The sequence below is a fragment of the Clostridium sp. BSD9I1 genome (assembly GCF_900185645.1).
In the GTDB taxonomy this organism is placed as follows: domain Bacteria; phylum Bacillota; class Clostridia; order Clostridiales; family Clostridiaceae; genus Clostridium_AK.
The window spans coordinates 1-12,189 of record NZ_FYAM01000003.1 but is presented as its reverse complement, the minus strand read 5'-3'; the positions used below and the strand labels follow the sequence as shown (position 1 = coordinate 12,189).

The 12,189-nt window shown below is 33.5% G+C and carries 11 protein-coding genes and 1 riboswitch; of the genes, 7 read left to right on the top strand and 4 right to left on the bottom strand.

Features of this window, described 5'->3' with window-relative positions:
- Positions 1-2 precede the first annotated feature (2 nt).
- Complete coding sequence (locus BSD9I1_RS00370; RefSeq protein WP_035310199.1) at positions 3-1,193, bottom strand: coenzyme F420-0:L-glutamate ligase; 1,191 nt, start codon at positions 1,191-1,193, stop codon at positions 3-5.
- A gap of 129 nt (positions 1,194-1,322) precedes the next feature.
- Between BSD9I1_RS00370 and BSD9I1_RS00365 the strand changes: the two genes are divergently transcribed.
- Entirely contained in the window at positions 1,323-2,228 is a 906-nt protein-coding gene (locus tag BSD9I1_RS00365; RefSeq protein WP_186428648.1) for a LysR family transcriptional regulator, read from the top strand.
- A gap of 189 nt (positions 2,229-2,417) precedes the next feature.
- A complete protein-coding gene (locus BSD9I1_RS00360; protein WP_186428647.1) occupies positions 2,418-3,584 on the top strand; it encodes a MerR family transcriptional regulator in 1,167 nt (388 codons plus the stop codon).
- 244 nt (positions 3,585-3,828) lie between these two features.
- Here the strand turns inward: BSD9I1_RS00360 and BSD9I1_RS00355 are convergent, their stop codons facing one another.
- Both BSD9I1_RS00355 and BSD9I1_RS00350 read right to left on the bottom strand, forming a co-directional pair.
- A complete protein-coding gene (locus BSD9I1_RS00355) occupies positions 3,829-5,199 on the bottom strand; it encodes a hypothetical protein (RefSeq protein ID WP_186428646.1) in 1,371 nt (456 codons plus the stop codon).
- Between the two features lie 41 nt (positions 5,200-5,240).
- A complete protein-coding gene (locus BSD9I1_RS00350) occupies positions 5,241-6,518 on the bottom strand; it encodes an FAD-dependent oxidoreductase (RefSeq protein ID WP_186428645.1) in 1,278 nt (425 codons plus the stop codon).
- Between the two features lie 85 nt (positions 6,519-6,603).
- A riboswitch (Lysine riboswitch) is annotated at positions 6,604-6,777 on the bottom strand.
- 270 nt (positions 6,778-7,047) lie between these two features.
- Here BSD9I1_RS00350 and BSD9I1_RS00345 point away from each other — a divergent pair.
- Together BSD9I1_RS00345 and BSD9I1_RS00340 are read left to right on the top strand one after the other, a co-directional pair.
- Positions 7,048-7,671 carry a DUF47 domain-containing protein gene (locus BSD9I1_RS00345; protein WP_035310206.1) on the top strand — a complete coding sequence of 208 codons (624 nt, stop codon included), beginning with the start codon at positions 7,048-7,050 and terminating at the stop codon, positions 7,669-7,671.
- Between the two features lie 11 nt (positions 7,672-7,682).
- Positions 7,683-8,681, top strand: a complete 999-nt coding sequence (locus BSD9I1_RS00340; RefSeq protein ID WP_035310208.1) for an inorganic phosphate transporter — start codon at positions 7,683-7,685, stop codon at positions 8,679-8,681.
- A 78-nt stretch (positions 8,682-8,759) separates the two neighbouring features.
- Here BSD9I1_RS00340 and BSD9I1_RS00335 read toward each other — a convergent pair whose 3' ends face one another.
- Positions 8,760-9,095, bottom strand: a complete 336-nt coding sequence (locus BSD9I1_RS00335; protein ID WP_186428644.1) for a helix-turn-helix domain-containing protein — start codon at positions 9,093-9,095, stop codon at positions 8,760-8,762.
- A 109-nt stretch (positions 9,096-9,204) separates the two neighbouring features.
- Here BSD9I1_RS00335 and BSD9I1_RS00330 point away from each other — a divergent pair, with 109 nt between their 5' ends.
- The 3 genes from BSD9I1_RS00330 to BSD9I1_RS00320 all read left to right on the top strand — a co-directional run bounded on the left by BSD9I1_RS00330 (position 9,205) and on the right by BSD9I1_RS00320 (position 11,657).
- Positions 9,205-10,311: an NADH:flavin oxidoreductase gene (locus BSD9I1_RS00330; protein WP_186428643.1), complete on the top strand. Its 1,107-nt coding sequence runs from the start codon at positions 9,205-9,207 to the stop codon at positions 10,309-10,311.
- 328 nt (positions 10,312-10,639) lie between these two features.
- Positions 10,640-11,362 (top strand): AzlC family ABC transporter permease, encoded by a 723-nt coding sequence (locus tag BSD9I1_RS00325; protein WP_373419331.1) that lies wholly within the window; start codon positions 10,640-10,642, stop codon positions 11,360-11,362.
- A complete protein-coding gene (locus tag BSD9I1_RS00320) occupies positions 11,355-11,657 on the top strand; it encodes an AzlD domain-containing protein (protein WP_186428641.1) in 303 nt (100 codons plus the stop codon). Before BSD9I1_RS00325 ends, BSD9I1_RS00320 begins: the two co-directional genes overlap by 8 nt.
- The last annotated feature ends 532 nt before the right edge of the window (positions 11,658-12,189 follow it).

Sequence of the window (12,189 nt, the reverse complement as noted above, 5' to 3'; positions counted from 1 at the left end):
TATTATTTTGTATAATTATCAAAGTAACCTTGAATGAATATTATAGGAGTACCTTTATCTCCGCTTCCTGAAGTCAAGTCAGAAAGTGATCCTATAAGATCAGTAAGCTGTCTTGGTGTAGTACCCTGGGATACCATGTTACCAACAAGGTCTGATTCTTTATTTATAATGTATTCTGAAATAGCTTTTTTAAGTTCTTCACCTTCTAAGTGAGCAAAGTTATTATCAGCAAGGTATTTTAATTTAACTTCGCTAGGTGTACCTTCAAGTCCTGATGTATAAGCTGGTGATACAACTGGGTCAGCAAGTTCCCAAATCTTACCTACTGGATCTTTGAAAGCTCCATCACCATAAACCATAACTTCTACAGTTTTACCTGTCTTTTCTTTAAGAACTGCTTGTATTTTATCAACTATAGGCTGACAATTACGTGGGAAAAGCTTAACGCTTTCTTCTGTTGATTTATTTGAACCTAAAAGACCATAAGCATCGTTATAACCACTGCCATCTATTGATGCTGATAAAATATTGTCTAGGCTGTAAATCTTATCTCCACCATTTGCTTTTAATATCTTTTTAGTTCTAAATCTTGAGTGAATATCACAAGTAAGAACATTTTTTGTGTAATTTAAAATAGTTTTTGGGTTGTTTGAGAAGATAACTTCACATTCAGTACCGTACTCTTCAATTAAAGATTTATAATAATCAATATAATCAACACCAGTAAAAGTATGTTTCTTATATCCGAAATGACCACGGAATTCTTCTTCAGTTAAAACATCTGTCCAAGGATTAACTCCTTTTTCATCAAGCTCGTCTATATCTACTAAGTGATTACCTACTTCATCAGATGGATAGCTAAGCATTAAAACGATTTTCTTAGCTCCCTTTGCAATACCACGAAGGCAGATAGCAAAACGGTTACGGCTTAAAATTGGGAATATTACACCTATTGTGTCGTCACCAAACTTTGCTTTTACATCCTGAGCAATGTTATCTATAGTTGCATAGTTCCCTTGAGCACGAGCTACTATTGATTCTGTTACAGTAACAATATCCTTATCATTAATAGAGTAGCCTTCTACTTCTGAAGCCTTTAATACAGTGTTTACAACTATTTCTGCAATATCGTCTCCTGTTTTGATGATTGGGGCACGAAGGCCTCTAACTACAGTTCCAACAATTCTTTCCATTTTCATTTCTCCTTAAATTTTCTATATTTATGTAAAAATTATTATTTAACACTCATACTTGTACTATACAACACATTTGTGGTATAAGTAAAATAAATATATATAATGTGGTATATAAGGAGCGGTTATATGATCAGTAAATTAGATTTATATAAGGTCTTTTGTGAAGTGGCAAAGCATGAAAGTTTTTCTAAAGGTGCAAAAGCACTGTATATGACTCAACCTGCTGTGAGCCAAGCCATTATGCAACTGGAAGAAGGCCTTGAGGTGCGACTTTTTACTAGAACACCTAAAGGGGTAGTTCTTACTAATGAGGGAAAGCTTCTATTTGAGTATGCAAATTCTGCTATAAATTTAATTAATATAGGGGAAGAAAAATTATTAGAAGCAAAAAATATAATGCTGGGGGAGTTAAAAATAGGGGTTGGAGATGCTATTTCACGATATTTCTTGCCAACCTTTTTAGATAAATTTCATAGTGACTATCCGAGCATAAAGCTAAAGATTGTAAATAGAACAACTTTCGAACTTTGTGCAATGCTCAAGTCAGGAGAAATTGATATTGCCATATGTAATTTTCCAATTGAAGATCCTTCTTTAGTAACAAAAAAATGCATGGATGTACAGGACGTTTTTGTTTGTGGAGATAAGTTCAAGGATACACTGTCCATGCCTTTAAGTTTTGAGGAGTTATCAAAATTACCATTGATATTACTTGACAATAAATCAAATTCAAGAAGATATGTGGAAAAGTATATCCTATCAAAGGGCATTGAAATTTCCTCGGAAATTGAACTTGGATCTCATGATTTATTATTAGAGTTTGCAAAAATAAATTTAGGCTTAGCTTGTGTTATTAAAGAGTTTTCACAGGAATATTTAAAAAGTGGTATTTTATATGAAGTTGAAACAGTTGAAGAAATACCTAAAAGAAGTATAGGTGTTTGTTTTTCAAAAAATGCATCTCTTTCTCCAGCTTCAAAAAAGTTTCTAGAGATACTAGAAAGTGCCACCCACATGGCAAGTGGCAAGTGAAATATATTCGTTTGTGTTTTTGATATTTTTCACTTTGAGGCGGTCATTTCTCTATTTAAAAAAGTATTGACTCTAACGCAACGTAATAGTGCAATATATATGTAGGGCATACCTATATTACAAAAACTCACAGCCGGCAGAGAGTTGGATAATATTGTAAGATCTAAAATCAAATTTCGAGGTGTAGAAATGAGAACAGTAAAACAGGTTTCGGACTTAACAGGAATAAGTGTGCGCACACTACATTACTACGATGAAATTGGATTATTAAAACCAAGCAAAATTACAGAGGCAGGATATAGACTTTATGATGATGAAGCCCTTAAAACCTTGCAGCAAATTTTATTTTTTAAAGAACTTGATATCCCTTTAAAAGATGTTAAAGGGATAATGTCAAGTCCATATTTTGATAAAATACAGGCACTAAAAAATCAAAAAAGGCTGCTTGCGTTAAAATGCAAAAGATTGAATGGTTTAATAGAGCTTATAAATAGAACATTAAAGGGAGAAAATGAAATGAGTTTTAAAGAATTTGATATGAGTGAATATTTTAATGTATTGGAAGAATTTAAAATAGAACACGAGGATAGAGTAATTAAGCAGTGGGGAAGTGTAGATAAATTTAATGAGTTTATTGAAAAAGTTAAAGTTAAGAAAGCTGAAATTGCTGAAGATGCTATAAAGCAGTATGGAAGTATAAAAAAATATGCTGAAGCCGTAAAGAAAAATTTAAATAATGATATTCTAATAACTAAAGCAGAGCAAGTTGATAAGTTTAAAAAGGATTTTCTTTATGATAAGCATCCTAAATTAAAAGAACTATATAAAAAACTTGCATTTGATTTAAAAAAAGATCCTTATTCAGAGGAGATTCAGCAAATTGCTAGTGAGATAACTAATATAGCTAAAAAGGATTATGAAGCTTTTAAAACTGACATGGGAGATTATTATTGGGATAGTATAGTACAACTTCACTTAGTATTTCCTGAGTGGATAGAAGAAGTTGACAAGAAGTATGGAAAAGGTGCATCTAAATTTATTGGAGAAGCCCTAAAAAATTATTTGAAAGATAAGAAGCCTAAAATAAATACACTATATGAAAAGCTTACATCTGACTTAACTAAGGATACTTCTTCAAGAGAGATTCAACAAATTATTCAAGAAATTGCAGATATCACTAAAAAAATTAATGAATCCTTGAAAGTAGATGCGGGAGATAATTATTGGGGATATATGGCTGATTTTTATTTGTCAAGGCCTGCGTATATAGAAGTAATTGACAAGAAATATGGAAGTGGTGCATCTAAATTTATCGGGGAAGCCCTAAAATTTTATTCTGAGAATAATAAGCAATAAATTGAAAATCTGATGAAGAAAAAATGGGCAGTTCCTATGAACAAATTAATGAGTATATAGAAAAGGGAAGCTAGGTAAATAAGGAAGTAGATGAAAAATCAGATTGAAATATGAGTACAGTGATCACAAGAGGGTTTTGCCGCCAAAATATGATGGTGAATAATAGCTGAAGGCTAAATAGATGATTTATATATGGATAAAGTAAAGGAAGCATTTATAATATGCTTCCTTTAATCACTATTTATTATAATATAATCATTGCAACAATAATAGTTGCAGCAAATCCTACCATTACAGGTATCATATTTTTTCTAACTAAATCTAGAGGTTCAACACCGCATATTGCAGCTACAGGGATAACTCCCCAAGGGATTATTGTTCCTCCACCTACCCATATAGTAGATATTTGTCCAAGAGCTGCAAGTCCTTCTTTGTTTATGCTTACAGCCTCTGAAAAGGTTTGAGCTAAAGATCCTACTAGCGGAAGACCGGAAAAACCAGAGCCATCTAGCCCGGTAATGCCGCCTATAAGCGCCTGTATTAAAATAACAGGAAACTTAGAAAGCGGTGCTTTATTTGCAAGATATGTACCTATATCTGTTAAAAGACCTGTAGCATTAGGCCCTAGTACTTCCTTTGCCATTCCTTCACTTCCAAGAAAGAAGAAAGCACCTATTACCACTACTGGAGCAAATATTTTTATTCCAAACATAAAGCCATCTCTTATGTAATCAGTAACCTTTTCAAAGGAATTTGAAAGTTTATGTTCAATTACTGCTACCATTGACATTATGATAACTGCAGTACCCCCAACAAGGGCAGTGGCATCTCCCCCGCGGAATTGATACTTAAACATTAAGTAAGCATCAAGTAAAAAGGCTAATGGAGTAGCAAATGCTACAAAGGTTGTACCAAAAGAAGCTTTTAAATCAATATGTGCACTAACTTCAGCAGTAGCTGCTATTTCAGAAAAGTTTTTAGCATCTCTTTTCATCATAAAAAATGCAGTTCCCACTGTAACTACAGTCATGGTTATCCAAAGAGGTATACTTGCACTAATTACAGCACTGGAATCCTGAAAACCTGCTGCCTTTGCAGTTATAGCAGGTGCTCCTTGAATAAAATAGTCCCCAGATAATGCGATGCCATGGCCAAATAAATTCATGGCAGAAGCGGCCCAAACTGCAGGAAGTCCAACCTTTAGAGCAGCTGGAAGCATTATTGCACCAACCAGCGCCACAGCAGGTGAAGGCCATATAATTAAAGAAACAACTGTCATTACAATTCCTAAACTCCAAAAGGCAACATTTCTATTTATCATAAGTTTTTTTATAGGACTCATCATAAGTTCATCTGCCCCTATATCACGAAGAGCCTTAGACATTGCAACAACGAGAGAAATAATAGTGATTATGCTCCAAAATTCTTTTCCTGAAGCAATAAGAGAGTTAAATATAACTTGTACAGCCTTAACGATGCTTCCAGAAGAAACATATCCTATTATAAATAGCCCTATTATGCAAGGAAGTACTGTATCTTTCTTGAATCCCATGGTTATGATGATTACTAAAACCATAGCAATATAAATATAGTGAAGTAGCCCCAATGAAATCATAATTAATTACTCCTCCGATTTATGATTATTTACACGATTTATTAGCATAACTTAGCAGCAAATATATCTTTAACGCCGCATTCTTCAACTCTTTTAGCTATTTCAGCGGAATCTGTTATATATATACCAAGTTCTTTCATTCTTTCAAAGTACACTGATCCTGAGAATGTATATTTCTTTGACATTCCTTCAGGTGTAGACATTTTTTCTTTAACATAGGAAATAGCATTCCCAGTAGCAAGACAATCAGGTAGTTCAAGCAATTCCATTCCTAAGGAATGTCTTACACTATTAAGGCCTGCAAGAGTTCCGGTTACAATTGCTTCAGTATGTCCAACTAAAAGACCTGCTTTTTCACCAGCGCAGAATAAATTTTCTGCTCCTTCAACCTTTAGATAATTATCTCTTGGAGCCATTGCAAAGTATCTCATAGAGTTGCCTTTTCCACCAGTATAAGGATCTTCATATCTGGCATCTTCAAAACCAGGTATCTTTCTTAATGTTTCAAGATCATAATATGGTGTCATAAGCTTTGCATGACCAGTATCTAAAAGTATTATATTGTCTTTAAACTGAGGAAGGGCATATTGCTGACAAGCCTTAACATCAAGGTGATCTTCAATAAGCTCCTTAGGAAGAGGGATAACTGCTACGCCTTCTTCATTAAGGGTCTTTTGAATTTCTTCTGAAAGTGATTCTTTATAAAGTTTACAAGAACCGCTCATAGCTCCGATGGATCCATCAGCTTTTTTACCCATAGATTCTTTTATATTAGCAAGGCCTGTGATACTTACTCTTCCACCAAAGCTTGGACAACGTAATATACACATTGCACATCCATTACCATACTTTGAGCAATTATTCATTGGTCCTGCTGTACCAGTTGTATCGATAAATACATCCGCTTCAAATACATTACCGTTTTCATCTTGAACATCTAATATGCGTTCATGAGCAATGTGAAGCTTAGTTATTCTTGCTTTAAATACTACCTTTATACCTAGGTTTATCATATGTCTTAAAACTTCCCCATGAGTTTTGGCAATATCATAAAGATTTGCATGTTTGTGACCAGGGAATTCTATATTAGTATGCCTTGAGCATTTATCACATATTTCAAATAAATCGCCACCGCCCATAGCTATAATTTCTTCTGTAGCAGTATATCTACCATTGTTTCTCATAATACCGCCAACAAGTCCTGTGCCAAGAAGCATATCTGTTCTTTCTAAAACTGTTACCTCTGCACCTGCTTTTCTTGCACTAATGGCTGCTGCACAACCAGCCCATCCGCCTCCAACTACAACAATTTTTTTCATAATTTCCTCCTTAAATAATGCTAAAAATAAAAAAGGCAATTGGATAACCAACCGCCTTGTTCGACAAAAAAACAATATACACTCACAAAACGATAGCTCTCCACCAAATAGGTGACAGTCCACGTACTGTTAATACGTAAACCAGGTATGAATTTAAGAGAAAATTCACCCTTCGGGGCCATCCCCTTTCAATAAGAATCAACGATATCTCTTATACCTCATCTTATTTACTCTTGTCAGGCCCACCTCTATCTACTCGTATTAAATTGTGATAATTATAACATGGGGTGGATAAACATGCAATATATTTTTGGAGTTAGACCCCTGGTTAAAATTGGAATTGATAAGTAGCTAGAAAGATAAGTGGGGCTATCAGCCTTGGAAATAGTAAAGAAATTTCGATAAAATATGAATAGGGTGTTAATTTAATGTTACATGTTTGTTATTTTGATGTTTAAAAATGCGACAAAAAGTGATAAAATACTTATGGTCTATTATTTTATATAGTACAGGGAAGGGAGAAATAATCATGAATTTCAACAAAGGAAAGAAAGATAAACTATTTTCAATGCTTTTAGACAGTTCTGCCAACTTAAAAGAGGGAGGACAATATTTTGTTGATTTTAAGATAAAGGAAGAAAGGCATTTGGATGAATTTCAAAAGCAAATGAAAGACTATGAACATAAGGGTGATAACATAGTTGATGAAATAATAAAGGAGTTAAACAATAGCTTTATTACTCCAATTGAGCGTGAAGATGCTTTAGAACTTGCAGTTCATATGGATAAAGTTCTTGATGGTCTTGAGCATTGTGCAGCTCGCTTTTATATGTTTAACATATATCAAATACACGATTATATGATTGAATTTAGTGAGCTATTAAACAAATGCATAATTGAAATACATAACGCTGTAGAATTGCTTTCACACAAAAAGCTTACAGAAATTAGACAACATTCAGTTAAAATAAAAGAATTTGAACACAAATGTGATATTCTTGAAAGAAAGGCAATAAAAGAGCTTTTCGAAAAAGAAAAGGATGCAATTAAACTCATTCAATATAAGGAGATATATGAACTTCTTGAAAATACTGCAGATGAATGCAAAAAGGTTAGTAAAGCCCTTGAGACAGTAGTAATGAAGAATGCGTAAGGAGAAATAAGATGAGTACAGCATATATTATAATCGGCTTAACCGTTGTTCTTGCATTAGCTTTTGACTTTATTAATGGTTTTCATGATACTGCAAATGCAATTGCAACAGCTGTATCCACAAAGGCATTAAGTCCAAGACGTGCAATTATAATGGCATCATTAATGAATTTTATAGGAGCTATAGCTTTCACTGGAGTTGCAAAAACCATTGCAAAGGATATAGTAAACTTGGACTCTATAGCAAACGGATCGGTAGTTATACTTGCGGCACTTGTTTCTGCCATAGCTTGGAATCTTATTACATGGTATTTTGGAATACCAAGTAGTTCATCCCACGCACTTATAGGCTCAATTGCAGGTGCAGCTATAGCAGCAGCAGGGGTAAGCTCTATAAACTTTAAAGGATTTACATCAATAATTAAGTCGCTTTTAGTATCACCAATACTTGCTTTCTTAGTAGGTTACATTGTGTTTACTATTTTTAAGAACGTATTTAAAAACCTAAATCTTTCTAGAACCAATATAGGATTTAGAAGGGTTCAGGCCATTACAGCAGCAATTCAGGCTTTTGCTCATGGTACAAATGATGCTCAAAAATCCATGGGAATAATAACAATGGCACTTGTAAGCAACAATTTGATAAAATCTGGAGATATTCCACTTTGGGTACAGTTAGCCTGTGCTACAGCAATGGCACTGGGTACTTCCGTTGGAGGGTGGAGAATAATTAAAACCGTTGGAACACAAATTATGAAAATAAAACCTGTTAACGGTGTAGCAGCAGATTTGTCATCAGCTTTAGTAATATTTGGAGCATCTAAAATTGGTCTTCCAGTTAGTACAACCCATGTTATATCATCTTCCATAATGGGAGTAGGTACATCCTACAGAGTAAGAGCAGTAAAATGGGATACAGGAAAAAGAATGATAATAACCTGGTTTATTACACTTCCAATATCAGCGGCATTAGCTGCAGTTATATATATGATAATGAGTATGTTTTTATAGTGCCACCCACATGGCAAGTGGCAAGTGGAAGTAGGAAAGCATCTGCAATACTGCAGGTGCTTATTTTAGTTAGGTGCACTAATTATCTTCAATATGGTCGTGTCCCCAAATACAAAGTGAATGCATAACAGGCATAAGGGATAGGCCCTTTTCTGACAAACTATATTCCACCTTTGGAGGAACTTGAGGATATTCCTTACGAATAATTAATCCATCCGCCTCTAATTCCTTTAACTGATTGCTTAACATTTTATGTGTAATATTACCCAAAGCTTTTTTTAATTCCCCATATCGCAAAACATTTGATTTCCATAACCAAAATAAAATATGCATTTTCCACTTGCCATCGATTAATGACATGGCGTATGAAAATGGCTTAATATCTACAATATTATCATTAGTATTATTAATCATTTAATACTCTCCTTTTAGATAGTATCTACCCCAAAAGTGCATACTTTCTTTTTGTTTTGCTTGATTATACAATAGGGACATAAAAAATACAACATGGAGAGGTAATAATATGAAAAACTTATTTGAATATACAGCTATTAAAAATATGAAATTAAAAAATAGATTTTTTAAAGCAGCTGTATGGGAAGAACTTGCTACAGAAAATGGACATATGACAGAAGAATTATTTAAAGTTTATCAGGAAATTGCTAAGGGTGGAGTAGGGACAATATTCACTGGATATGCCTATATTGAAAAGAATGAGCATCCAAATCCATGTATGATGGGCATTTATGATGATAGTTTTATTACTGAATATAAAAAACTCACAAATATGGCTCATAGCTACGAAACAAATATTATTATGCAAATTGTATATGGAGGTTCAATGACTCATCTAGTACCACCAAGCCCTGTAATTTGGGGACCTTCTCCTATTAAAAATGAACTAACTGGGATTGTACCAGTAGAGATGAGTAAAGAGGATATTGCCTATTTGATTAAGTCTTATGGAAAGGCAGCGGCAAGAGTTAAGCAGGCAGGTTTTGATGGTGTAGAGCTTCATGCAGCACATGGGTATTTGCTTAGTCAATTTTTATGTCCGCATTACAATACTCGTACAGATGAATATGGTGGAAGTATTGAAAATCGTGCTAGAATCATTCTTGAAATCTATGATGAAATTAGAAAGACAGTAGGAGATGATTTTCCCGTATTTATAAAAATTAATTCTGAGGACTTTATAGAGGATGGATTGACTAATGAAGAAAGCATTATTGTATCTAAGATGCTTGAAGAGGCAGGAATTGATGGAATTGAGGTTAGCGGGGGTAATGAATCAGCACCAGGTGTTCTTGAAAACAACTTAGGACCAGCAAGGACAAAAGTAGTGCTTTCAAAAGACAGGGAGTCTTATTTTAGAGAACATGCAATGCGACTTGCACAAGCCGTGTCTATTCCAATTATTCTCACTGGTGGAAACAGACATATGGAAGTCATGGATGAGATTCTAGGAAGCACTAGTATAGCTTACTTTGCTTTAGGTCGCCCACTAATTAGTGAACCTGATTTGATAAATATATGGGTAAAGGGCGATTACAAAGTGCCTAAATGTGTATCATGCAACCAATGTTATAAACTTTATGGTAAAAGATGTGTCTTAAATCAGAAAAAATAAATTTAATAAGACATGTTAAGATAATTAAAAGGAATTAGTATTAAACGATCACTCATATTGGGACAGTTTTCAACTTTCAGCATAAAATGCATGAATAGTTGTTAGCTGTCCCTTTTAGATTGCCAGTCATTGTCAACCACACATAAAACTGCTAAAATAGTTTTAAAATAAGTGGATGAGGTATAATTATTTCTAGTGATTATGACAATAAATGAATTATTGTATGTACAAGCTAAAAGGGGCATTAGCAAGAAAAGAGTTAGAAATAAATTTAAGACAAGAAGGTGAAGTTTTGAACAATTTATACACGCAGACAGAAGATGAAATTATTTATGATAAAAAGGGAAGTATATATGAATTCCGTAAAGGAATTAGTCAGGGTATACCTATTGCAGTAGGATACATTCCTGTATCATTTACATTTGGAATGATGGCGGTTAATGGTGGAATGCCTATTTGGATTGCTATTTTAATATCATTAACAAATCTCACATCAGCTGGGCAATTTGCAGGAACAGCTTTAATAATAGCTAATGCCTCAATTTTTGAAATTACATTAACCACATTTGTAATAAACATTAGATATATGCTAATGTCATTATCACTTTCTCAGAAGATAATATCTCAGATGCCATTACTCCAAAGATGTATTATGGCTTTTGGTATAACAGATGAAACTTTTACAGTGGCTTCTTTAGAAAAAGAAGAAATTAGCTTTCCATATATGATGGGGCTTATTACATGTCCTTACTTTGGATGGGCAATAGGTACAGTACTAGGAGCGGTAACAACTTCCATGCTGCCTAAATCTCTACAAAGTTCTCTGGGAATAGCATTATATGCAATGTTTTTAGCACTTATCGTTCCATCGGCAAAAAAATCAAAATCAGCTTTAGTGGTTATAATTGTAGCAATTTTTATAAGCTCATTATTTAAATGGGTGCCATACATAAATAAAATATCTGGAGGATGGAGTATTATTATTGCTACTATTATAGCAGCAACTGCAGGAGCAGTACTATTTCCAAGAGAGGATGATGAACTTGAATAAAGTATTAATTTCGGTGCTAGTAATGGCAGTTGTTACATATCTTATAAGAGTTTTTCCTATAGCAATCTTTAAGAAAAAAATACAGTCAAAACTATTTAAATCTTTCTTATATTATGTACCATTTGCAGTACTAGGGGCAATGACCTTTCCAAGTATATTATATTCTACTTCAAACTTATATTTTTCAATAATTGGTACTATAGTTGCGCTTGTCTTAGCATACTATGAAAAAGGATTATTAAAAGTTGCAATGAGTGCAGTTTTAGTTGTATATTTTTGCGATGTGTTTTTTTAAAAGGTTATAATTTCATTCAATATTTTTACACAAAAAAGTATCAAGTAATATAAATATAGCATAAATAATGTAGATGGATTTGAGTTTATACGAATTTATCTACATTATTTATTAGTTAAGAGGTTGAAATATCATAGTAAATAGCTTAAACCTTATCTGGCGTATCAATATATGAAACTTAAAGGGAAATGTCGAATAAGTGAGAATGATATTGATAAGTTTAATTAAAGGCAATTATTGATAATTGTATATAGATTAACCCGTGGTAAGATATTCTTCGTCGCTGAGATGAGCGGCAAACAAGAAACAGCAAAAACATTTAAGAAAATCAACAAGTTTTGGCAACAAATTACTAGTTGACAAGCTTAAATGAAGATGATAAGATATGAAAGTCGCTTAGAGCGGCAGGGTCTTTGAAAATTGAACAGAGAATAGAAACCAGTCAATTACTTAACAGTTAAATGTTAAGAAACGCGATGAGCGAAACAGATTAAACTTTTAAATTGAGAGTTTGATCCTGGCTCAGGACGAA

What these genes read in the sequence shown, in the direction of transcription:
- BSD9I1_RS00370 (WP_035310199.1), bottom strand. Translation starts at nt 1,193, where the DNA reads ATGGAAAGAATTGTTGGAACTGTAGTTAGAGGCCTTCGTGCCCCAATC.
- BSD9I1_RS00330 (WP_186428643.1), top strand. Translation starts at nt 9,205, where the DNA reads ATGAAAAACTTATTTGAATATACAGCTATTAAAAATATGAAATTAAAA.
- BSD9I1_RS00360 (WP_186428647.1), top strand. Translation starts at nt 2,418, where the DNA reads ATGAGAACAGTAAAACAGGTTTCGGACTTAACAGGAATAAGTGTGCGC.
- BSD9I1_RS00365 (WP_186428648.1), top strand. Translation starts at nt 1,323, where the DNA reads ATGATCAGTAAATTAGATTTATATAAGGTCTTTTGTGAAGTGGCAAAG.
- BSD9I1_RS00345 (WP_035310206.1), top strand. Translation starts at nt 7,048, where the DNA reads ATGAATTTCAACAAAGGAAAGAAAGATAAACTATTTTCAATGCTTTTA.
- BSD9I1_RS00350 (WP_186428645.1), bottom strand. Translation starts at nt 6,518, where the DNA reads ATGAAAAAAATTGTTGTAGTTGGAGGCGGATGGGCTGGTTGTGCAGCA.
- BSD9I1_RS00340 (WP_035310208.1), top strand. Translation starts at nt 7,683, where the DNA reads ATGAGTACAGCATATATTATAATCGGCTTAACCGTTGTTCTTGCATTA.
- BSD9I1_RS00335 (WP_186428644.1), bottom strand. Translation starts at nt 9,095, where the DNA reads ATGATTAATAATACTAATGATAATATTGTAGATATTAAGCCATTTTCA.
- BSD9I1_RS00355 (WP_186428646.1), bottom strand. Translation starts at nt 5,199, where the DNA reads ATGATTTCATTGGGGCTACTTCACTATATTTATATTGCTATGGTTTTA.